The 23,299-nt window shown below is 43.6% G+C and carries 21 protein-coding genes and 1 other annotated feature (1 of these 22 cut by a window edge); of the genes, 7 read left to right on the top strand and 14 right to left on the bottom strand.

The annotated features are described in order from the left end of the window. Positions 1-6: 6 nt before the first annotated feature. Positions 7-1,521: a sigma-54-dependent Fis family transcriptional regulator gene (locus AC0C66_RS09680; protein ID WP_350308257.1), complete on the bottom strand. Its 1,515-nt coding sequence runs from the start codon at positions 1,519-1,521 to the stop codon at positions 7-9. Between the two features lie 453 nt (positions 1,522-1,974). Between AC0C66_RS09680 and AC0C66_RS09675 the strand changes: the two genes are divergently transcribed. From AC0C66_RS09675 to AC0C66_RS09665, 3 genes are all read left to right on the top strand, one after another. After that, complete coding sequence (locus tag AC0C66_RS09675; protein WP_072182109.1) at positions 1,975-3,450, top strand: aldehyde dehydrogenase family protein; 1,476 nt, start codon at positions 1,975-1,977, stop codon at positions 3,448-3,450. A gap of 23 nt (positions 3,451-3,473) precedes the next feature. Continuing rightward, the gene (locus AC0C66_RS09670) at positions 3,474-4,853 is read left to right on the top strand and encodes an aminotransferase family protein (protein WP_072182108.1); all 1,380 of its coding nucleotides are present in this window, start codon (positions 3,474-3,476) and stop codon (positions 4,851-4,853) included. Positions 4,854-4,917: 64 nt separating this feature from the next. Beyond that, positions 4,918-6,276 (top strand): APC family permease, encoded by a 1,359-nt coding sequence (locus AC0C66_RS09665; protein ID WP_472973552.1) that lies wholly within the window; start codon positions 4,918-4,920, stop codon positions 6,274-6,276. 117 nt (positions 6,277-6,393) lie between these two features. On the opposite strand, the gene AC0C66_RS09660 is transcribed toward AC0C66_RS09665, so the two are convergent. The 10 genes from AC0C66_RS09660 to hpaI form a co-directional block, all read right to left on the bottom strand. Next, positions 6,394-7,032 carry a nitroreductase family protein gene (locus AC0C66_RS09660; RefSeq protein WP_072182106.1) on the bottom strand — a complete coding sequence of 213 codons (639 nt, stop codon included), beginning with the start codon at positions 7,030-7,032 and terminating at the stop codon, positions 6,394-6,396. A gap of 83 nt (positions 7,033-7,115) precedes the next feature. Next, positions 7,116-7,508: a 5-carboxymethyl-2-hydroxymuconate Delta-isomerase gene (locus AC0C66_RS09655; protein ID WP_072182105.1), complete on the bottom strand. Its 393-nt coding sequence runs from the start codon at positions 7,506-7,508 to the stop codon at positions 7,116-7,118. Between the two features lie 14 nt (positions 7,509-7,522). Next, positions 7,523-8,317, bottom strand: coding sequence for a fumarylacetoacetate hydrolase family protein (locus tag AC0C66_RS09650; protein ID WP_072182104.1), 795 nt, complete (start codon positions 8,315-8,317; stop codon positions 7,523-7,525). Next, positions 8,314-9,093: a fumarylacetoacetate hydrolase family protein gene (locus tag AC0C66_RS09645; RefSeq protein WP_072182103.1), complete on the bottom strand. Its 780-nt coding sequence runs from the start codon at positions 9,091-9,093 to the stop codon at positions 8,314-8,316. Before AC0C66_RS09645 ends, AC0C66_RS09650 begins: the two co-directional genes overlap by 4 nt. Then, positions 9,090-9,947, bottom strand: a complete 858-nt coding sequence (locus AC0C66_RS09640) for a hypothetical protein (RefSeq protein WP_472962328.1) — start codon at positions 9,945-9,947, stop codon at positions 9,090-9,092. Before AC0C66_RS09640 ends, AC0C66_RS09645 begins: the two co-directional genes overlap by 4 nt. Before the next feature lie 59 nt (positions 9,948-10,006). Further along, positions 10,007-11,446 (bottom strand): aldehyde dehydrogenase family protein, encoded by a 1,440-nt coding sequence (locus AC0C66_RS09635; RefSeq protein ID WP_472962330.1) that lies wholly within the window; start codon positions 11,444-11,446, stop codon positions 10,007-10,009. A 59-nt stretch (positions 11,447-11,505) separates the two neighbouring features. Beyond that, on the bottom strand, positions 11,506-12,489 hold the full coding sequence (hpaD, locus tag AC0C66_RS09630; protein ID WP_072182100.1) for a 3,4-dihydroxyphenylacetate 2,3-dioxygenase: 984 nt from the start codon (positions 12,487-12,489) through the stop codon (positions 11,506-11,508). Between the two features lie 11 nt (positions 12,490-12,500). Continuing rightward, a complete protein-coding gene (hpaB, locus tag AC0C66_RS09625) occupies positions 12,501-13,976 on the bottom strand; it encodes a 4-hydroxyphenylacetate 3-monooxygenase, oxygenase component (RefSeq protein WP_072182099.1) in 1,476 nt (491 codons plus the stop codon). Positions 13,977-13,989: 13 nt separating this feature from the next. Continuing rightward, entirely contained in the window at positions 13,990-15,516 is a 1,527-nt protein-coding gene (gene hpaE, locus AC0C66_RS09620; RefSeq protein WP_472962334.1) for a 5-carboxymethyl-2-hydroxymuconate semialdehyde dehydrogenase, read from the bottom strand. A gap of 22 nt (positions 15,517-15,538) precedes the next feature. Beyond that, positions 15,539-16,465: a 2,4-dihydroxyhept-2-ene-1,7-dioic acid aldolase gene (gene hpaI, locus AC0C66_RS09615; RefSeq protein WP_063093909.1), complete on the bottom strand. Its 927-nt coding sequence runs from the start codon at positions 16,463-16,465 to the stop codon at positions 15,539-15,541. A 170-nt stretch (positions 16,466-16,635) separates the two neighbouring features. On the opposite strand from hpaI, the gene AC0C66_RS09610 reads away from it, so the two are divergent. After that, positions 16,636-17,532, top strand: a complete 897-nt coding sequence (locus tag AC0C66_RS09610) for a LysR family transcriptional regulator (protein WP_072182097.1) — start codon at positions 16,636-16,638, stop codon at positions 17,530-17,532. Here the strand turns inward: AC0C66_RS09610 and AC0C66_RS09605 are convergent. From AC0C66_RS09605 to AC0C66_RS09595, 3 genes are read right to left on the bottom strand one after another with little or no spacing between them, the layout of a single operon-like run. Further along, positions 17,529-18,677 (bottom strand): iron-containing alcohol dehydrogenase, encoded by a 1,149-nt coding sequence (locus tag AC0C66_RS09605; protein ID WP_472962336.1) that lies wholly within the window; start codon positions 18,675-18,677, stop codon positions 17,529-17,531. The genes AC0C66_RS09610 and AC0C66_RS09605 overlap by 4 nt on opposite strands. Next, positions 18,664-20,238 (bottom strand): solute symporter family protein, encoded by a 1,575-nt coding sequence (locus tag AC0C66_RS09600; protein ID WP_472962337.1) that lies wholly within the window; start codon positions 20,236-20,238, stop codon positions 18,664-18,666. The genes AC0C66_RS09605 and AC0C66_RS09600 overlap by 14 nt, the downstream gene beginning before the upstream one ends. Then, positions 20,235-20,525, bottom strand: a complete 291-nt coding sequence (locus AC0C66_RS09595; RefSeq protein WP_077670910.1) for a DUF485 domain-containing protein — start codon at positions 20,523-20,525, stop codon at positions 20,235-20,237. Before AC0C66_RS09595 ends, AC0C66_RS09600 begins: the two co-directional genes overlap by 4 nt. Before the next feature lie 274 nt (positions 20,526-20,799). Here AC0C66_RS09595 and AC0C66_RS09590 point away from each other — a divergent pair, with 274 nt between their 5' ends. The 3 genes from AC0C66_RS09590 to AC0C66_RS09580 all read left to right on the top strand — a co-directional run bounded on the left by AC0C66_RS09590 (position 20,800) and on the right by AC0C66_RS09580 (position 23,275). Next, entirely contained in the window at positions 20,800-21,183 is a 384-nt protein-coding gene (locus tag AC0C66_RS09590) for a cupin domain-containing protein (protein ID WP_072182093.1), read from the top strand. Between the two features lie 32 nt (positions 21,184-21,215). Continuing rightward, entirely contained in the window at positions 21,216-22,550 is a 1,335-nt protein-coding gene (locus AC0C66_RS09585) for a flavin monoamine oxidase family protein (RefSeq protein WP_472962339.1), read from the top strand. Positions 22,551-22,759: 209 nt separating this feature from the next. Then, a complete protein-coding gene (locus AC0C66_RS09580) occupies positions 22,760-23,275 on the top strand; it encodes a MarR family transcriptional regulator (protein ID WP_472973551.1) in 516 nt (171 codons plus the stop codon). Beyond that, positions 23,270-23,299, top strand: a binding site (T-box leader) (it continues 183 nt past the right edge of the window). Its footprint overlaps the gene before it by 6 nt.

The raw sequence follows: 23,299 nt of genomic DNA, 5'->3' as shown, positions 1-23,299 counted from the left end.
GTAAACTCAATTCTCTTTTTTTATGTCATATAACTCAATTTTTCTGTATAGCCTGTTTCTTGTGATTCCGAGCAGCTTGGCAGATCTCTGTATATTCCAATTACAATAGTTTAATACATCTGCAATTGTTCTCTTTTCAGATTCCTCAAGTGAAAGGGGCAAGCGTTTTTCCAGTTTATTCATGACGTCTATTTGAATGTCTTTACCGCCGATAACATTGCCGTCAGATAAAACAACAGCTTGAGCCAAAACACTATGCAATTCTCTAATATTCCCCGGCCAATGATACTGTTCAATTTTCCTCTTCGCCTCTGCGGAAAGAACTTTTCTAGAAATACTGGCAGTTTGTAAATATTCTTCTGCAAGTTCTAATACATCACTTCTTTCTGAAAGGGACGGTAATCTTAGTGTTATACCTTTTATCCGATAGTATAAATCCGCACGAAACTTTCCCTTCTCTATCTCTTCTATGAGGTTTTTGTGTGTTGCTGCGATAATTCTGATGTCAATGTGAATAGGCTTTGTGCCTCCAATCGGTGTAACCATTTTTTCTTGCAAAACCCGTAGAAGCACACTTTGGGCGCTTAAAGTCATATCACCAATCTCGTCTAAAAAGATCGTACCTCCGTTTGCAGCCAAAAACTTCCCTTCACTCCCTTTTTGGTCTGCTCCTGTAAAAGCACCCTTTTTATATCCAAACATCTCACTCTCCACAAGATTTTCAGGTATCGCCGCGCAATTTACCGCAATAAAAGGTTTATCTGATCGACTGCTTATGGAGTGAATGGATTGTGAAACCAATTCTTTTCCGGTTCCGCTTTCTCCCAAAATTAAAACGGGCAAATCAAATTCGGCCGCTTTCTTTGCTAGAGAGATCTGTTCTTTCAGTTTTGGACAGCTGCCTTTGATATCGGAGAATGTATATTGATGATTGCTTCGCTGTGTCTGATAAAGGATTTTGGTTTTCCAATTCGGATTAGAACGACTGCTGATTGTCTCAGTTTTTAATGACTGATCAGGAAAAAAATCTTCCCCCACACAGTCATGACCGAGGATATGCTTAGCCGCCCGATTTGCTTTCAAAATGCGGTGAGAAGGACTTGTAGACACAATGGGAGCTTGATATTTATCGAATATTTTTTCCAGTTCTTGTTCTAGATACGAGTATTGTTGCTGCTGAAATTGTTCATCTAATTTGTTTTGAATCAATTTGGCAGCCATTGTTGCCATTGAAAATGATACAGGATCAAAAGCTCCCGAATGCCTGTAAACATTAACCACTCCTCTAAAGCCCTCCTTTTTTGTAAAAATGGGGCTGGCTGCGCAATTAAGTGTTGAATGTTCCGGGTAAAAATGCTCGGATCCTTTTACTATGATTGGTGTTTTTTCCATTAATACGATGCCGACAGCGTTCGTCCCCCTGTAGGACTCACTCCAATTCACACCGATTTCTGATACAGTATTATTTCGAATACAGCCTGGTTCCTGATACACATATAAAACCCGCCCATTTGCATCCATAAGAGAGACCGAATGCCCTGTATTCTGAAGATAAAAACTCAGGTGCTCCTCAAATACTTTAATGGAGTAATCTAAAAACAATTGATTTTCTTGATACAGCTTATTTTTATCATAAGGCTTTTGATCAATCGGCCTGGTCCTTTTTAAATTTGCTTTTTCACAACGGAAATAAGACTCACTGATTAAACTGTTTCTATTCGGCATGACCGAATATGTCAAAATAATCGCCTCCTCCATTCGTATTCATCTGACTATTATACTAAATTATCTGAATAAAAATAACATTCAGCCTTATATTGTTCTATTTTGACGCACTTTGCTATAAAACGGAACACCCCTTCCTTTACAAAAACCGTTTATGACGCTGTTTTCCGCTTGGCATAGTTCTTGCATTTACTAGTGATGAAGACATAAATCTCTTCTAAAGGCGATCATGATGAAAGGGGCGGAATGATGAAAAAAACGTACCAGCTATACATTGGCGGGCGGTGGGTAAATGCTGTTGGAGGACAGACCTTTGAATCCCTGAACCCCAGTACAGGCGAAGTAAATGCGATTGTGCAAAAAGCAGAGAAAGAGGATGTCAATCGCGCAGTACAGGCTGCTAAACATGCATTTGAGGGCGGAAGCTGGCGTCAGATGAGTCCAAGCGACAGAGGGCGTTTATTATATAAGCTCGCTCAAAAAATGGCAGAACATGCAGACTCCCTCGCGGAAATAGAATCCAATGATAATGGATTGCTGATCACTGAAACAAAACATATTGCAATACCTGCCACAATTGATGTTCTAGAGTTTTATGCGGGGCTTGCGAATAAAGTGCAGGGAGACACGTTATCTTCACCGGAGAATCGGCTTAATTTTACTTTAAGAGAGCCTATAGGAGTCGTCGGAGCCATTGTTCCTTGGAATTTTCCATTAATGCTTACCATGTGGAAGCTGGCTCCCGCTCTCGCAGCCGGTAATACCATTGTTATTAAACCAGCAGAGCAGACACCTGTCAGCATTCTCGAACTAATGTCGCTATGTGAAGAAGTCGGCATTCCAGACGGTGTGGTGAACGTTGTGACAGGTTTCGGCGATGCCGGCGAAGCCCTCGTTTCAAATCCAGATGTAGCAAAAATTGCTTTTACAGGGTCAACTTCTACAGGACAGCTGATTCTCCAGGGTGCCAGTAAAACGTTAAAGCCGGTCACTGTAGAGCTTGGCGGAAAATCACCGAACATCGTGTTCGAAGATGCAGAAATTGAAGCGGCTGTTAATGGCTCAATGTTCGGAATTTATTTTGCTCAAGGTCAAGTTTGCGCTTCTGGTTCCCGATTGTTTGTTCAAGATTCTGTGTATGACGAATTTATGGATCATTTTGTGAGAAAAGTGCAATCCATTCAAGTCGGCCAAGCATTGGATCCAGCCTCACAAATGGGCCCTCAAATTTCGCAGGAGCATCTGGAAACGATAGAACATTATGTAGCAGCTGGTTTAGAAGAAGGAGCCCGTATTGTCACTGGCGGGGAACGATTCACCGCCGCAGGAAATGGAAATTTTTATACGCCGACTGTTTTTGAGAATGTAACGAACCAAATGAAAATTGCAAGAGAGGAAATTTTCGGCCCTGTCGTTTCAGTTATTCGCTTTAAAGATGAGGAAGACGCTCTGCAAAAGGCGAATGACACTGTTTACGGCCTTGCGTCAGGTGTATGGACAAATGATATTAAACGTGCAATGAGGATGGCAAAGGGCATAAAAGCAGGCACTGTGTATGTTAACACATACAACATGCTGGACAGCACAGCACCGTTCGGGGGCGTAAAACAAAGCGGATTCGGCAGAGAACTTGGGATTCAAGCAATTGACATGTATACCAATTTGAAACACGTTTGGGTTGATCTCAATAAAAAAGGCGAAGGTCTTAACTGGTTTCAGCTTTAACTATATATAGGGAGGAATAAAATATGAACCCGATCTTTAACCAACAAACAGCTGGCATTAAAGAATTAGCAGAAATGGATAAGAGACATTATCTGCATCCGACAACACCGCCAAAACATCATTTTCAAAACGGTCCCTCTGTCATTTTCTCTGAAGCAAAAGGCATCTATTTAAAAGATATAGAAGGAAAGGAACGAATTGATGGCGTTTCCATGCTATGGAATGTCAACCTTGGCTATGGAAATGAAGAACTGGCAGAGGCCGCAAAGCAACAAATGCTTACTCTTTCATATGCCTCTTCATTTTCAGGCCAATCCAATAAACCTGCTATTTATTTAGCAGAAAAAGTAGCTTCTCTTACACCTGGCGATTTAAACGTTACTTTCTTTACCTCTGGCGGATCAGAATCAAATGATACAGCCTTTAAGCTTGCACGGTTCTATTGGAAGCTCCAAGGCAAACCAGAACGCACTAAAATTATCGGGCTCGAACAAGGATTTCATGGCGTAACAATGGGAGCAACGAGTGCCACAGGCATTGAGGGCTTCCAAAAATTCACGACGTCCAATTCGCAAAACTTCCTCACAGCTGCTGCCCATCAGCTTAATTGTGAACTCGGGGACCGAAAAGATCCTCACTTCGGCCATTCAATCCGCGGCCTTATCGAATCAGAAGGTGCAGATACAATCGCTGCCGTTATTTTAGAGCCAATCCAGGGGGCCGGCGGCGTGATCTTCCCGCCGGATGGTTATTTGCAGGCTGTTCGCAAGCTATGTGACGAGTATGGCATCTTGCTGATCGCAGATGAAGTCATTTGCGGATTCGGGCGGACAGGAAAGATGTTTGGTGTTGACCATTCTAATATTGTTCCAGATTTCCTTTGTATAGCCAAAGGGATCTCAAGCGGCTATGCTCATCTCGGGGGAGTTGTCATGCGAGAGCATGTCCGCGAAGCGTTTGTCAATTCAGATGAAATGATGTTTCATGGCTTTACTTACAGTGGACACCCTTCAGCTTGCGCAGTCGGATTGAAAACATTAGAAATTATGGAACGAGACCAGCTTGTTGAAAACAGCAGACTTCGCGGAGAAGAAATGCTAAAAGGTCTCCAGCACCTGGAACGCACACACAAACACGTAACAAAAGTAAGAGGACTAGGATTACTCGGCGGTTTTGAATTGTTCCAGGACCCGGATAAAGGCACACCATTTGATGTGTCTACACATGCGGCGGCAAAATATGTTGATATCTGCTTTGAAAAAGGGCTTCAGCTTCGCTACTTTGACTGGAGAGGCACCAATACCGTGGCTATTGCCCCGCCTCTGATCATTACGAAAGAACAAGTGGAAGACATCATCAACATCATGTCTGATGCTTTGACTACTTTTGAAAAAACATGTTAAAGACTGACTAAGTATGGAGCCATGAGCCTCAAAAGCCATGGCTTCTTTTCAAAGGAGGCATTCTATGGGAATGAGAACCAAAAATATACCGGACAACAGCGGATTAAGAAAAGTAATGAAAACGAGAGATCTAGTTATCTTCGGAATGGTGTTTATGGCTCCAGTTTCTGCTCAAACCTTATTCAGCGAACTGTCAAGGGTATCAACCAATCATGCGGTGCTCTCGTATTTGGTCGCACTAGCTGCGATGCTTTTTACGGCATTGAGCTATGGTAAGATGGCGGGTACATTCCCTTCATCAGGGTCTACTTACAGTTATACGTCAAAAGCCATTCATCCGGTTGCGGGCTTCATTGCCGGATGGGGCATATTGCTTGATTATCTGCTAATGCCAATCTTGCTCTGTAAGTTGAGCGCTGTTTACGCATTAGAGCTGTTTCCTGGTGTTCCATTTTGGTTCATGCTGCTAGTTTTTTTCCTCCCAGTTACCATCAGCAATTTTCTGGGTGCCGCTGTTTCGTCTATTGTAAACATCTTCATGACAGCTATTATGTTAATCAGTCTGTTCCTGTTCGTGGGCTTCGCTATCAAACATATATCTGCAACAGACGGAATGCAGGGCCTTTTTACCTTCAAAGGTTTATATCAAGCTGATACTTTCTCCTTTCAGACGATGATGTCGGGTGCTTCTATTGCAGTACTATCTTACTTAGGGTTTGATGCAGTGACAACAATGGCAGAAGATTCCGCTGTAAAGGGTAAGATGGTCGGGAGGGCAGCAGTTATTGCTTTATTTATGAGCGCGTTTTTGTATTGTATCCAAGCTTACTTTGCAACACTGATTACGCAAACAATCGGCACTTTAAAATCTCCTGACACCGCTTTTTTCGAAATCGCACAAACAGTCGGAGGGAACAGTCTGGCACTCTTGATCACACTCGTTATTTCTGTTTCTGGAATTTCTACAGCATTGGCCGGGCAAGCTTCATCATCACGGATTATCTTCAGTATGGCTCGAGACAAACGCCTTCCTGCTAGCTTCGCCAAATTGCATCCAAGATTTAAAACACCATATATCAGCATTTTAACATTAGCCGTTCTCGGTTACTTGGGTGCTGTGTGTATTCCGTTAAGCATAGTCTATACGATTATGGTATTTGGCGGATTAATTGGATTCATATGCGTAAATTTATCTGTTATTTCTGAATTCTCAATAAAGAGGAGAAAAATGAAGGGTCTTGGCTTTTTTAGTTACTTTTTATTTCCTGCCATCGGGTTTCTGATTAGCACGTTTATTCTTTTCAGTATGGACGTAATCGGAAAAACAATTGGGGTTTTATGGCTCATTTTCGGTTTGGTGATACTTGGAATGACTAAAAACGGTATTAAAGTGAAAGAGATCCACATCGATGAATTTCAATAGAACACACCAAATAACTGCTTGATTCGGCTCCGCTATCTTCTGGGCATTCAGATTTCCCGCGTATATCTCACGCAAACGAAACAAAAAGCCTAAGAAACGATTTCTTAGGCTTTTGTGTTACTTCCACTGTGCAATTTTTTCAACTGGGAGACGGTACGAAGCAAATCCCTCTTCAGCTGCTTTGCCGATGGAAAGAAGCATAACCGGTACATAGCGTTCTTTTTCAAGTCCGAATGCTTCAGCGATATTTTCTTTATCGTATCCCCCGATTGGGTTTGTATCATACCCGTGTGCACGTGCTGTCAGCATTATTTGCATGGAAACAAGACCTGCGTCAATCAAGATGGTTTCCCGATTCTCCTGTGTTGGAAGTTTTTCGAAATGCGCTGTCAATCCTTTCAATTGTCTGTCCTTTACCTCTTGCGGCATATAACCCATCTCTACGGCTTTTGAATAAATTTCTTCTAAATAGTCGGCATTATTCATATCTGCAAATATTGCTATGACAGCAGAAGACGAGTTAACTTGTGTTTGATTGAATTTGGCAAGAGCTGAAAGCCTTTCTTTGCCCTTTTGGCTTTCAATGACAAGGAATCGCCAAGGCTGTGCGTTAACTGACGATGGTGCAGTAGTCGCTTCCTCTAATATAAGAGTCATCTCTTCTTTGCTGATTTTGACGGTTGGATCATAGCTGCGGATGGAACGACGGCCTTTCATAATCTCGATAAAATCGTTTGTTTTTAAAGCAGTCCCCATGTCAAAACGCTCCTCTATGGTTAATTTTGTATCGCAATCGCATGAGCAAGAATTGCCGGCAAAGTTAGACACAGCTAAGTTGATCAATTCTTGTTTTTATATCTCTGATGAATATTATTTTTTTTATATGTCCCTGCTTCACTGAATTCTATTATCTCCAGTGATAAAGCTAAATAACGTGTGTAAAAAAGTTCTGAAAAATGTTCTGTCATCGCAGAAAAGATAGCATCCCCCACCGCTCTCTTCTCCTCTATCGTACGGCCGGCCCCTATCTTCAGCGCCGCGTGAACAAAAGCATCATCCTCTGTCCCATCGGCAACAACATAGTCTGTCAGCTCAATAGCCCTTGCTCTGATTCCACCGATAGGAAACACTCCGCCTTGGGCTATGATCGCCTGATTGATATCACGCAAAAGCTCAGTGATATTCGCTTCTTTTTTTATATTATCTGTGTATTCAACAGTAATATGAGGCAACTGTTCCTCACTCCTTACAGATTCGAAGATGATTTTACTTCCATGCTCTTTGTTGTTTCAAATGCCTCATCCCCGACAATGTAATTGACAAGCTTTCCGATGCCCTCTATTTCAGTCACAACCTCATCCCCAACCTTTGTGTCTACTGTTCCCTTTGGCGTTCCTGTCAGGATGATATCGCCTTCTCCAAGGGTCATAAAGGATGAGATATACTCTATTAAGAATGGAATACCAAAGACCATGTCTTTGGTTGTGCCTTCTTGGGTTTTCACGCCATTAACATAGGTTCTCATTGCCAGATTCATAGGGTCGGCAATGTCTTCCTTATCGACTAGCCAAGGGCCGATCGGTGTGCATGTATCTCTGTTTTTCACTCTTAGATTCGGGCGGTAATAGTTTTCAAGGTAGTCGCGAAGCGCGTAATCATTTGCGATGGTATACCCTTGTACATAGTCATAGGCTTCTTCTTTTTTAATGTGCTTTCCTGATTTACCGATCACAACCGCCAATTCGCACTCATAATGCATGTAAGTCACATCAGCGGGTCTCCGAGTTTCAGCTCGATGTCCCACGAGTGTGTTTGGCCCTTTTAAAAAAATGAGCGGTTCTTTCGGCGCTTTAAACGCCAATTCGTTTGCATGATCAGCAAAATTCAGTCCTAAGGCAAAAACCGTTCTGGGGGCGACTGGCGGCAGCCAAACAGCCTCATTTTCTTTTATTGTACGGCCATCAGTCAGAGTCATTATTCCCTCACCTGACACACTCGCTTCATGAATTGCTCCTTTATAAGCAATGCGCGCTTTTTTCACGGCTGTTCCTCTCCTTCCTCTATGATAGTGTGGTGCAACGAACCAATGTCGGGGATTTGTATTGTAATGCTGTCCCCTCTTTTGGCAGAAGGCGACCGTAATGGTACACATGCAATCAGCACATCGCCAGGTGAGAGTGTCATAAATTCAGTCACATCAGCAATTAGCTTAGGAACCGACCTTATTACCCCGGATGTATTGTACTCCTGCTCAAGTGTTCCATTGATAAACAGCGAAACCGTCAGTTGATTAGGATCTTGAATAGCGGATTTGCTCGTAATCCAAGGGCCAATCGGGCAAAACGAATCCCGGCATTTTTGGCTGACTGCCGGCCTGAATACACTATCATTCGGAATGCTGATATCATTGACAATTGTATAGCCTGATACATAATCAAGCGCGTCTTCTTGCTGAACCCTGCACGCCGTTTTTCCAATTACAACACCGAGTCCGGGTCCCATGCTAAGGGAATCTGTGTCTGGCGGCATTGGAACGAAAGCATTTGGCCCTGTCACTGTATTTTGGGGTTTCATATACAACACCGGGGCTTTCGGCGGCTTTTGATAAGGTTTTTCATATAAAGCGTCACCAAGCTCACTAAGATCCTGCTCCATATTTAACGCAACTCCGTAAACTGTACCGACCTCAGGGACGTCAATGGCAGTGTTCTTCAAGTCATATTTCTTGCTGTCCCTTATGATTGTCTGGCCATTTTCCTGTAAAACCGCTGCTGTCATGAAGCTGTTATCTCGAAACTTCACAAAAATCTCCGTCATAGGTATGCTCCTTTCAAACCGACAGTTTCCTCACGTATTTGTTCAATCCATTGAAGTGATGCTGATTGTCCCAGAGAGCATGTATGATTGCCGCATCCGTTAACACGAAGAACGCTGCTGCCTTTTTCCACCCTGCACCATCCCTCTATCGACGTGTTCTCTTGAGAGATCCTGACTCGGTACATTCCCTCCTGAGGCAGAAAATAGCTTGAATATCTGAGCATCAATATAAGCTGATTGCCCTTCCCGAATTTTTGGGAAGCTAGAACCGTGCAGTTGACTTGATAAAAGTCTCCTAAATACTCCGGGATATGACTGACACAGCCTGACATCAGAAGCTCCCGGATTTTCGACGAACTGATTTTATTCATTTGGAAGGCCAGCTTGGGGACAATCGTGAGGTCATATCTCCCTTTGGAAGCCTCTCTTAATGTATCTGTATTTCCAGTTCCTCCTTTTCCAAAAGAGAAATCAAATCCAGCAACCACCTGTTTGCAGTTTAGTCCATAAATAAATTGTTCAATAAATTGATCTGGGGCGATGTCTGCGAAGGCTTGATCAAAACGAATGACATACGTTGCATCTGCCCCTTCAGCCTCAAAGGTCTCTAATTTTTCCGGAAGCGGCGTTAAATAATGTCTGATGGCTTTATGCGGTGTAATGATTTGGCTCGGATGCCTGTCAAATGTCATCACCTTAAAAGCCAACCCTTTTTGCCGGGCCAATGCTCTCGCTTGGCGCAGCAACTGTTTATGCCCAAGGTGGACGCCATCGAAAAAACCGAGAGCCATGACACAGGGCTGATGGACGTTTTGTCCGGGTGAGGAAGGGATGCCCAATTCAATGACTTCCATTACGTCAGTCTCCTTTCAGCATAATTGATATCGTCATGATCGAACTCCAGTCCGTAAGCTTATTGCCGGTTTATCACCACTAACTTTGATTCTGTCATTTCTTCGATCGCATATTTGATTCCCTCGCGTCCGGTTCCGCTTTCTTTCACACCGCCGTAAGGCATTTGATCTACTCGGAATGTCGGAAAATCATTAATGATCACACCACCGACTTCCAATTGGTCTGCCGCATCCAAAGCGTCATTTATGCGATTCGTATAAATTCCCGCCTGCAAGCCATAGCGTGAATCGTTCACTCGTTCGATGGCTTCTTTTAAATCAGTAAAAGAGGATGCCGTCACAATCGGCGCAAACGCTTCCTGGCAGCTTACTTTCATTTCTTGATGCGCTTGCTCAATGACAGTCGGAGCAAGTATTTGCCCTTGCACATTTCCGCCATGCACAGAAGCCCCCATTTGCCTGGCTTCATCAACCCATTCCTTCGCACGCTTCACATCCTCGGCTGAAATCATAGCTGATAGATCGGTGTCCGGATCAAGTGGATCACCCATTTTCAAATTTTTTGCCCCCTCTACAAACAGCTTCATAAATGGCTGATACAAGCTTTCATGAATAAACATTCTTTGAAGGGAAATACAGACCTGTCCTTGGTAGGAAAATGCCCCGCTCACACAACGTTCAGCAATTTTTTCGATATCAGTCTCTTTGTCTATGATAACGGCCGAATTTGACCCCAGCTCAAGTGTGACTTTTTTCAGCCCCGCTTTACTCCGAATTTGCACTCCCACTTCCGGGCTTCCTGTGAAGGTAATCATTTTAACTCTTTCATCGGTGACAAGCTGATCTCCTACAATTTTACCGCTGCCTGTCACAACATTCAGGGCGCCTTTCGGCAAATCGGTTTCAGCGAGCAGTTCAGCTAAAAATAACGCTGACAACGGCGTTTGACTGGCAGGCTTTAACACAATTGGGTTTCCCGCCGCAATCGCTGGCCCGACTTTGTGTGCCACCAGATTCATAGGAAAATTAAACGGGGTAATCGCTCCGACAACGCCTAAAGGCTCTCGATTCGTAAATGCCATACGCCCTTCCCCGCCAGGTGCAGCATCAATCGGGATGATTTCACCTTGCAGACGTTTCGCTTCTTCCGCGGCAAATTGATACGTTTGAATGGTCCGTTCCACTTCCGCTTCCGCCACTTTCAGCGGTTTAGCCGCTTCTAGCGCGATCAAACGCGCCGCTTCATCCCTACGCTCTTGCAATAAACGTACGAGATCCGCTAAAATGTTTGAGCGTCTGTACCGTGAGAGCTTTTTCATTACCGGGATTGCCCGATGCGCGGCATCTATGGCTTCTTTTGTTTCTTCTGTTGTTGCTTGAGGTATTTCAGCTAGAATGCTTTGATCAAACGGAGCCTTTAAGGTTTGATAATGACTGGCCGTTCTCCATTCCCCGTTTATATATAGCTTCTTTTGTAGTTCATCCTTAACGAGCGCCATGTTTTTTCCTCCCTTACATCAGAAATGCCGGCTGAGAGACCGGCAAGTTCTGACATTTATCAAATGACAAACGTAGGTTTTCTCTTTTTCAATGTAGGCTCTCCTGTTTTTAGGGGCTTCCGTGTCTCTATATCCAGCACGCTGGAAGCTTCGTTAAACCAGCTGTCCGGCGCTTCATGCCCCCAGAATGTTTGCCGCTGCGGGTCATCCAAATCCCAGCACACCGGGTTAAAGTCAGGGTCACTGGTGAGATAATCCCCGTTATACAATTCAATACGGTGTCCGTCTGGGTCTCTTAAATAAAGGAAAAACGCATTTGATAATCCATGTCTGCCCGGCCCTCTTTCTATGCTCTTGCCGAAGCCTGAAGCAGCTAAAACATCACACGCATGGATGAGTGCCAACGGATCTGGCAGCCAGAATCCGATATGGTGAACCCTAGGCCCCTCCCCATTCATAAACGCTTGATCATGAACCGTATGCTTACGGTGTAGCCAAGCTGCCCAAATTTTCTTCTGTTCGTCTTCGGTATATTCCGAACAAGCAAATCCCAACTCTTTCATATAGAAGTCATACGCTGTTTCCACATCTTTCACCATGCAGTTAAAGTGGTCGATCCGCTGGACTCTTGAACCCGTGTACAAATCATAGCGCTGAAGCATGCGGTCGACCTGATCCATAGAAGCAAAATACTCGATCGGGAGTCCGGAAATATCCTGAACGCGTAGCGCCCTGCCGACTCCCTTTTGAGTCCCTTTTTCCATCCAAATGGTTTTCATTCCTTTTAAAGTGAAAAACTGTTCTAAGCGATCAAGATCTTCTTCTGAAGAGACTTTATAGCTGATGGCTTCCACGTGAGCTTCATCTGACTTTTTCAGTAAAAGGCTGTGATGTCCGCACTCCTCCAGCCCGCGCAAATAAATGTGCTGGTCATCTGCGTCTGTTTCAATAAAACCCAGTGCTTTCACGTAAAATTCCCTTGATTTATCTAGATCGGTCACATGCAGAACCGCTCTCGCACAGCGAATAATATTAAAATCCATACCGTTTCCCCCTATACTTCTGTGTAATGTACTGCGTCAGCTTTGGCTTTCTTTAGAAACTCATCAACGTAACCTGTATACGTTTCCTTATCGTATTGATCGAAATAAGACATCCCCATCCTGACCGGATCTCCGAAGAAATAATATTCATAATGCATCTGCCTGCTGCCAAAAGCACTCATCGTCATATCCCATGCAAGCCTGAAAAGCTGAACACGTTCATACCCCTCGATGTTTTTCCCTTGAAGGCCCCGATGAATGAGTTCTCCAATTTCTTCGTTTTGGAAATCAGCCTCAGTCGGGATTCCCATCAGTCCAGAAGCCCCTAGTACGCGTAAAATTTCTACAAGCCGAGGATAAATACGCGGGTACCATGTTCTTGCCGCATCAAGAGCATCGTAATCAGGTGTCATTGTTCCCCATTTATCCAGTTTCGCGTTTTGTTCCGCCCGGAAAAGGTGTGAGCGCATTGTTTCCAGCACAAGCATAATCTCAGTGCCTTTGTCTTTGACATGTTGAAATCCATCAATACCGATGGCATCCATCATACGGAGCGCGACACCAAGTAAAAATTCTGTTTTTACAATGTTTTTAGAAACCACCTGATGCGACATATGGATGACGGCATTTGTTTCTCTGAACGTTCGGTTGCAGACGGAAGAGTTTCCACAGACGAAGACACGCTCCCACGGAACAAATACGTTTTCGAACGAAACAATGGCATCACCTTCTTCAAACCTTGAGGACAGCGGATGATCCCAACTGTTTTTGCCGTAATCGAAAGACTCACGGCTAATGAACTTTAAGCCCTCTGTATTGTTCGGAATCGCGAATGCAAGAGAATACGGATCATCCTCCTCACCCGCTTTTTTAACCGTCGAAGGAAACACTAGTATTTCGTCCGTAATTCCCCCTTGTGTCGCTAACAGACGGATACCATCCACAATGATTCCATCTTCTCGTTTCTCGACAAGGTGAAGCGCAACGTTTGCGTCTTTTTGTTCATGCTGCGCTTTGGAGCGGTTCACTTGAGGGTGAATCAGAGTATGCGTGAGGCTAATGTCATGTTCACGCGCGAATTCATAGTAGTTGTATGCATTTTCAGCAAACCGTTTGTCTCCCTCGGCAAATAAGTCATTCGCTATCCCCATTGCCATCACTTCGGCATTTAAGTAATCCGGCGATCGTCCCATCATTCCGCCTGTCATCCGGGCCCATTCCTGAATCGCTCCTCGCCTCTTTTGTAAATCCTCTATCGTTTTTGGCTGAAGAAAAGTCATTCCGACTTTTTTTCCGGTGCTTGGTGATGTATAAAGCATTTTCTCTGGCTTTTCGTATTGGAGATCGTATAAAGAAGCCATTGACTTGACGACTCCTTTTAAGCCGGGATGCTCAGTGACATCCTCGACTTTTTCTCCGTGCAGATAGATGTTGTTTTTCGCTTTTTTTAAGCGTTCAATATACTCTTTTCCTGTTTTTGCGGGCATGCAGGTTTCCTCCTTATGATTGTTTCTTTCCGAATTGCGGAATGTGATGATCACTTATGGAGACATGGATGACTTTAGGCTCTGTATAAAATTCAAAGATGGCATAATGTCCGCCCTCTCTGCCGATTCCGCTTGCTTTTGTGCCGCCGAAAGGAATTCTAAGATCGCGGACGTTTTGGGCATTCACCCATAACATGCCCGCATCAACAGCTTGAGCGACCCGGTGGCCTTTTTTGATATCATTGGTCCATACATAGCCTGCGAGTCCGTATTTGATATCATTGGCCATTTCAATTACTTCTTCTTCCGTTTCAAATTCAATCACAGTCATGACAGGCCCGAAAATTTCTTCCTGTGCAATTTGCATGTTATTATTCGCATTCAGGAGCAGAGTCGGCGGGATAAAATAGCCTGATTGACAATCAACAGGAATCTCTCCTTGCACAACTTCACATCCTTCTTCCTGTGCCAGTTTGATATATGATGCGACTTTCTCATAATGTTCTTTGCCAATCAGCGGGCCAAGCTGTGTAGCCGCATCCATCGGATCCCCGATGACAATGTTGTTCACGCGTTCTTTCAATGCTTGAATGAAGTCATCTTTTATGGCCTTATGAAGAAAAACACGGGAATTCGCGGTGCAGCGCTCTCCATTGAATGAAAAGATTCCCCATACAGCGGCGTCCAGCGCCCGTTCCACATCAGCGTCGTCAAACACAATCAGCGGTGACTTCCCGCCCAGCTCCATTGATGTTTTCTTTAACGTATCAGCGGCATTTTTGATAATGATTGATCCTGTTGTTGTTTCACCCGTAAAGGAAACTGCTTCGACATCAGGATGCGCTACAAGAGATGCGCCCGCCGTTTCACCGAACCCATGAACAATATTGAATACACCTTTTGGCAAGCCTGCTTTATGAATGACCTGAGCTAATTTATTGGCGGTCAGCGGTGATAGTTCAGCCGGTTTTAAGACGACTGTATTGCCAGTAGCCAGTGCCGGGGCCACCTTCCATGTTTCCAGCATGAAAGGCGCGTTCCACGGCGTAATCAGACCCACTACTCCGAGAGGTTGATATACTGTGTAGTTAAGGAACTCTCCATCAACCGGGTAAGCCTCTCCGTGCAGCTTTGTCTGCACCATCCGTGCATAAAAGCGGAAATTCTCAGCAGCTCGTGCCGTCATTTTTTTGGTCTGGCTGATTGGCAGCCCGGTATCAAGCGCTTCCAGCACAGCTATTTCTTCAATTTCTTCGTCGATGACATCCGCAATGCGGTTGATATACGCCATACGTTCCGCAAGTTTCATTGATCCCCATGGACCGGAAACAAATGCTTCCCTTGCAGCCGCAACCGCATTTTGAATATCCGCTTCTTTTCCGGAAGCGACTCTGTTTATCACTTCATTTGTAAAGGGATTGATATTTTCAAATGTCTCTCCATCATTTGCTTCTGCAAATTCCCCATTGATGTATAGTTTGATATCATCTGCTGTTTGATGTCCTTTCCTAGCTTGCGCTGTGTATTGATATTGTTTCATCTTATCCCACCTTTCAACATTTTCACTTTACGGCTGTGACATCAGATAGATTGACATACTTTTGCAATACAGACTTAATTTCCGCTTGCAGTTCTTCTGAAGGGAGATCCATTGGGAGACGCAGGACTGGCTCTATTTTGTTCATCATGCCGAGCGCCGCTTTTAAAGGAGCCGGGTTTGTATCTTTAAAGAGCACATCGTTTAGCTCCATCAGATCATAGTGAAGATCTTGCGCCCGTTTGACATCACCTTCAGCCCAAGCATTGTAGACATCAGCGACCTGTTTTGGCGCGACATTTGCGGTGGCCGATATGTGGCCGGCTCCGCCAATCGCAAGCATTGGATAACAAAGCAACTCAATTCCGGAATATAAGAGAAAATCTCGCCCGCATTCTTTAAGCACGCGGTTAATATGTTCAAAATCTTTATTAGATTCCTTAGCGCCGATAATATTCGGACAATCGCGATGTAATTTTGCCAGCGTTCCTACTTCAAGGTTCACGGCTGTTCTGCCAGGGATGTTATAAACGATAATTGGAATTTGCACAGAATCTGCAATAGCCTTGAAGTGTTTATACAAAGCGTGCTGAGACGGTTTATTGTAATAAGGGACAATAACAAGGGCAGCATCAGCACCCATCTCTTCTGCCTTTTTCGTTAAATAAAGGGCTTCTTTATGATTCGTTGAACCCGTTCCAGGAACAAAAGGAACCCTTCCGTTTACTGCTTGGCATGCATGTTCCATTACCTTCACTCGTTCTTCAATTGTCAGCGAGCTTGGCTCACCTGTCGTTCCGGTGACTGAAATACCGTGGCTTCCGCTTTCAATATGCCAATGAATTAATTCTTCCAGTTTGTTGAAGTCAACAGAACCATCCGTTTGAAAAGGTGTTACAATTGGTGCAATAGAACCTCTTAATTTTTGTTTGCTTTCTTCATAGTTCTTCATTGTGATAATCTCCTTTACTTTACAAATGTAAGTGTTTACAATTCAGAATATATAAATAATTCTGAAGTGAATGCCTTGTCATCAATGTATCATGTAGATTCCCATATGAAAAATATTGAAAAAGTTGCTTTTCTATATGAAAAACATATATATGTGAAAGGGTGATGTTGATGGACGTAAGACAGCTCCGATATTTTTCTGTCATTGCAGAGGAAAAACAGATCACAAAAGCGGCTAAAAAACTGCACATGGCTCAGCCGCCGCTCAGCCAGCAGCTGAAATTACTGGAGGAAGAACTCGGCGTTAAGCTGATCGACAGAAACGGCCGATCTTTGGAACTGACCCAAGCAGGCGAGGTGCTGTATCAAAAAGCGAAGGATTTATTAATCTATCTCGAAGAAACTAAAAAAGAAGTTAAAGAGATTGGTAACGGCTTGAAAGGCAACCTTGCAATTGGCTCAGTCAAGACCAGCTTTTCTCTTATTCCTGAACGAATCAGCTATTTTCGAAAGTATTATCCCCGTGTTAGTTTTACGATTAAAGAAGGTGATACTTTTACTTTGGCAGAGGAGTTGAAAAACAGAACAATTGAATTAGCGATTATAAGGCTGCCCTTCAATCTCGACCTTTTCTCCCATTTACCTCTTCACTCAGACTGTTTTGTTGCTGTGATACCTGATCGATGGCACTATGAACATGGCATTTCCATGGAAGAAGCCGCGCGGCTGCCGCTCATTATGCTGAGTACGATGAAGGGAGCGGGTCTTTACAGTTTAGTCATGAATGAGTTTAAGCAGAAAGGCCTTATACCTGAAGTCGTGTGCCGGACACCTGACGCCGCTATGGTTCTGTCTCTTGTGCGGGCGGGGGTAGGTGCGGCATTGCTTCCCCAATCCGCTCTGACAGCATTGCCGCTTACCGGTGTGAAAGCTGTTCCCATTTCCGATGCCGATATTTATACAGAAACAGTCGTCATTTGGCTGAAAGATCGCTATCTTTCCAAAAACGCCCGTCATTTTTTACATACGTTTACCGAGGAAGATGTCATGCTTCCTCGGTCTCTCTAATATGCCTGCTTCAAAATAGCCATCACATCTTGAACATTCGCTTTTCTTGGATTGAATTGAATGCTGTGTTCATTTAACGCATCTATCGCAATCGTTTCAAAGTCCTCCTTTGCTACGCCAGTCTCACGCAAAGGCGGGATTTTTACTTTCTTGCAAAGCTCAGCCACAGCTTTAATCACTCTGCATGCTGCTTCTTCATCTGAATCTTGTGCTGTTTCTATACCCATTGAAGCGGCGATTTGCCGATATTTCTTTCGAACCGATGCGTCGCCTGCGTTATAGCTCATGACATAGGGAAGCACTGCCGCATTTGCCAAACCATGAGGCAGGCCGCAATGCGCGCTCAAAGGGTGTGCGATCGCATGGACTAAACCGAGAACTGCCGAATTAAAAGCAAACCCGGCAAACAAGCTTCCCAACAGCATGTTGCTCCTCACTTCCACTTCGTTTCCGTTTTTCACTGCCTGCTCAAGATTCTGATAAATGAGACTGATCCCTTTTAAAGCATTGTGGTCAGAAATCGGAGATGAGGCCTTAGACAAAAAAGCCTCTATTGCATGAGTAAGAGCATCCATACCTGTAAATGCTGTCACATTAGGCGGAAGCTTTTTAGTCAGCACTGGGTCTAATAAGGCAATATCCGCACTGCAGTTTTTTCCATGTATGACCATTTTTTTCTTGCGCGCAAGATCGGTCACAACAGTGAAGTCTGTGGCTTCACTTGCTGTGCCGGCCGTTGTTGGAATAGCAATCAAGGGCTTTGTGTTATGAAAAACGAGATCAGAGCCTTCATATTGACGAATCGGCGAAGGGTTTGTCAGCAATATATTAACGGCCTTTGCCGTATCTATACTGCTTCCCCCTCCTACAGCAACAATTCCGTCAACCTGTGTGCTTCTTGCCGCCTCAGCAGCTTCTTCAATTGATGCTTCATCTGGATTGGGAATGACACCGCCGTACTCCGAGCATGTCAGGCCGGAAGCTTCTAGGCTTGACATAATATCATCCGCAATTCCTGCCGCTTTGATCCCAGGGTCATATACACATAATACCTTTTCCATTCCTAGATCAGCCGCAATCCGTCCCGTATCTTTTGATACTCCGCTGCCAAAATAAATCTTGCTCGAGATGTTAAATGTAAACATCGTCCTTCACTCCTTCGGTTTTCGTCTGAAGATGGCTTTCTCCAATCATGGATTTCACAACAATATCATCAAAATTTCCCTTAACTCCTCTAGTGCGGCTCAAGACGGTCCCCACATAGCAACCTAAAAATCCAAGCGGTATGGAGATAATTCCCGGGGATGTCAGCGGGAACAGCGCCTCTCCCGTAAAAATAGCCGCGCCAGGCACAGGATCCCACACACTTGGGCTCAGCATTACCAGAACAATCGTCGAGAGCAGTCCCGTCAGCATTCCAGTAATAGCGCCAATATGGTTAAATGTTTTCCAAAAAAGGGTAAACAAAATGACAGGGAAGTTAGAGCTGGCAGCAACGGTTAACGCCAACGAGGAAAGAAATGCGACGTTCATAGACTGAACAAATAACGCAATCAAAATGGCCATAACCGTAATTCCGACAGACGCAGCCCGCGCCATTCTTACCTGCTGTTGCTCTGTCGCTTTTCCGTCTTTTACAATTTCATTATAAAAGTCATGTGAAAACGCGGTTGCGCCTGACATTACAATACCTGCCACCACCGCCAAGATAGTCGCAAAGGCCACAGCGGCGATAAAAGAAAATAAAAGATCTCCGCCTAAAAAGTCAGCCAGCAGCGGAGCCGCCATGTTGCCGGCGCCGTTAGCAGCTTTAATGGCTTTTTCCCCTACAAATTTAGCTGCTCCAAAGCCGAGTATAATGGTCATGAGATAAAACAATCCGATAATCCAGGCCGAATATACCACCGATTTTCGTGCCGTTTGTGCATCAGGAACAGTTAAAAAGCGAATAAGCAAATGCGGTAATCCAGCCGTTCCCAGTACAAGCCCCAAAGTAAGTGAAATAGCATCAAGTCCATTCCCATATTTTACACCTGGATGTAAATACGCCTCTTTTAATGATGTGGCGCTCTTCATCTCCTCAAAAATCGCCATCACATTAAAATCAAATTTTCCCAATACAAGCAAAAAGATAATAAATGTTCCTGTAAAAAGCAGTACGGCTTTTATCATTTGAACCATACTCGTTGCAGTCATTCCTCCAAAGATGACAAACATCAGCATAATAACCCCGACCGCCCCTACCGACAGTTCGTAGGGAACATTCAGCAGCAATCTAAATAAAGTGCCTGCCGCCACCAGTTGAGCGATCATATAAAATATAGAAATTGAAAGCGTATTAAAGGCTGTCACCCCTCGCACTTGTTTCCTCTTAAAACGAACATCTATCATGTCAGCAAGTGTATAGGTGCCTAAGTTGCGGAGAGGTTCCGCCACAAGGAGCATCACAATCACATAAGAGACAAGTGCCCCATACACCAAAAATATTCCGTCAAACCCGATAAGGGAAACCGCTCCAATTAACCCTAAAAATGACGAGGCTGACATAAAATCTCCAGAAATGGCTAAGCCATTTTGCCATCCGCTGAGCCCGCCCCCAGCCGTATAAAAGCTTTTTGCGCCACTCGTTCGTTTTGAAGCAAAATAAGTCACCCATAATGATAACAACAGTATTGCTGTAAACATTAAAATAACCGACACATTCATAAATGTTCACCCCTACTTCTTATCGCTTCCGCCATACTGTCAAACTGCCTTGCCTTTCTGATGTACATGAAACAGATCAGCCAAGTCAGGACAAACTGGCCATAAAAGAAGACCCATCCAAGTGAAATGGCTCCAAATACCTGAATAGTTAAAACATCAGTATAAAAAGCAAGCAATGGAAGCAACAGCGCAAAGGCCAGAGCAAACAATGCAACTGAAATGTTAAAACGCATTCTGGCACGCATCAATGTTTTGTAATCCTCAGTCAACAGTCTCCTTTGGTTCACAACATAGCCCTCCTCTATTTTTTGAAAGCGTTTACAAAAATGAATTTATCATATACGATTCGCTTTGAATAATACAAATAACATAGGTTTTAGATCTTAAAAAAATATACAATGGGCTCGACACTTGGCGGATGATTATTAATCGCGCAAATGGCAAAGTTTTTATATATTTATTTTGTATAAAAAGACAAGAAAATGCATATGCATTCTTTTCTACGATACATGATATATTTTAATAAAGATAAAATTACAGACCTAAATAAGGAGGAAAAAAATGTCTATCTCATACCAGAAGACCATGAACTCAAAACAAGTCGAAGTATTTATTTCAAATATGGAAGAAACGAAATGGGAGCCTTTTGTGGTGGAAGGAATGGAACTTGGACAAGCTCACGTACTAAGAACTGATATCGAAACAGGGACAGTGTCCGGCTTATGGAAGCATTCACCTGAAGAACATCCAGACGGCATGCCATTTTTGATACATGGCAATGAAACATTCTATGTCTTACAAGGTAGCGCTGAATTGTATACGCCTGATGGTGAAGTCATTCAATTGAAAAAAGGCGATATGTTTTCTGGTTCAGATGGATTTTCCGCTACTTGGAAGACAACCGCACCATTTATAAAGTTTTATACTATCAGCTCCGCAAATTGAACAATTTATCATGAAGAGGAGGCAAAAACACATTGAGTAAAAGACAAGAACAGTATGACGTTATCATTATCGGAGCAGGGTTTACAGGGGTAACAGCTGCTAGAGAACTTAGCCATAAGGGTTTTCGCACGCTTATCTTGGAAGCAAGAGATCGTTTAGGTGGACGCACATGGCATGATAGACGTTTAGGAATTGATTTAGAAATGGGCGGAACCTGGGTCCATTGGTTTCAACCATACGTTTGGGCTGAAATTGGAAGATACGGTTTAGACGTTGTTCCATCACCTGTTCCTAATACGCTGTATTGGATTGCGGACGGCAAACGACATGAAGGGAAACCAGACGAATTTTTTTTAAAAATAGATGGGCCCAACCAGAGACTTTTAGAGCCCGCGCGCCGTTGCTTTCCGCTTCCATACATCCCTTTATCCTCAGAAGAGATTCACGACATTGATCAGAGTACATTGAAAGAAAAACTTGCTGAGTTACAACTATCAGACGAAGAGCATGATATGATGGACAGCATGTGGTCCTTGAATTTCAACAGCCCTCTGGATGAAGCGGGATTTTCACAAGCGCTCCACTGGGCAGCGTTGTCAGATTATAATTGGAAACTGATGATGGACATCTGTTCCAGCTATAAACTGACAAAAGGGACAAAAACACTGATTGAATGTATTTTCAACGATGCCAAAACAGATATCCTATTTTCCTCCCCAGTAAAACGAGTCAATAAAATTGATAGCGGTTACAAAGCTATAACATATGCAGGTGATGAATATACTGCAAAAGCCGTAATTAATACGCTCCCGGTTAACATTTTAAACAGCATTACGTTCTCACCTCCGCTTTCCGCAGAAAAAACGATGGCTTGTACTGAAAAACAAAGCAGCAAAGGAGTTAAGTTTTGGGCGAAAATAAAAGGAGTTACCGAACCTTTTGCAGCTTTTGCCCCTTCACGGTATCCTATTCATTATGCCCAATTTGAATATGTTCAAGGAGCTGACGGGATTATTGTCGGTTTTGGGGCTGATGCTGAAAAGCTTGATCCGAATAATCGAACTGAGGTTGAATCTGCACTTCGACACCTTTTGCCTGACATTAAAGTGCTTGAGTCCTGCGGACATAATTGGGTTAACGACCCATTTTCTGGAGAGACGTGGACCATGAAGAAGAAAGGACAGCTAACATCTTATTTGTCTGCTCTTCAGGAGCCTGAGGAAGGTATATTTATTGGAGGTTCAAGTTATGCCAACGGCTGGGCAGGATTTATTGACGGCGCTATAGAAAGTGCTTACGCAGTTAGCCGGCTTGTATGTTCTTACCTAAATAATGAATTTGCCACGGGATCCGCAGTTAAAAAATAAAGTCAAAGAAAGGGCTTGCCCCCTTTCAAATATTTAAAAGAGCCACTCCAGCATTTTATAGATGCTAAAAGATATACTTACAATAAATCCTTTTTTTCCACTTTTTTGTTTGCTAAATATCTAATTAAAATGACTTGAACTTAATATCAGACTCTGTTACAATTCATTTCATAGCTAATGATTCTGATAATTTAAGGCAGGCATAAATAGTGAAACGTTCCTATCAACATCAACAGCTTCGGAAAGAAGAACACGACACACTTTCTAAGCTTAAACAAATGCCCATCGAGTCACTCAACCTCGAAGCCATATCGATTGCGACGAATCTGTATCGATCTGCGCAAAAGCTCCGTATCAAAATGGAGACTAAGGTTCTTTCTTCCTATGGCCTTTCTTGGACAGCTTTCTCCATCCTTTATGATCTATGGGTATGGGGAGCACTCGAAACGAGAAAAGCTGCTGAGCTGTCAGACATTTCAACAGCTACAGCAAGCAACGTGATCAAAACGCTCGAAAAAAAGAGTTTTTGCCGTAAAAGCATCGACACAAGAGATCGACGACTCGTGTTTGTCTCCATCACCGATTTCGGCAAACAAGCGATAGAAGAGCTTTATCCGGAGTTTCACAAAGGGGAAACAGAACTCATTGCGGGGATGACGAAAGACGAACAGAAAACACTGACAGAGCTGCTTAGAAAGGTAGCTGACAATCTTCATACAACATAAGCTTTGACGGGAATCCAGTAGCGG

This window comes from Bacillus sp. VA13, from assembly GCF_055710085.1.
Note: the sequence above shows the minus strand (reverse complement) of the source record. Positions and strands in the feature narration are given on the sequence as shown.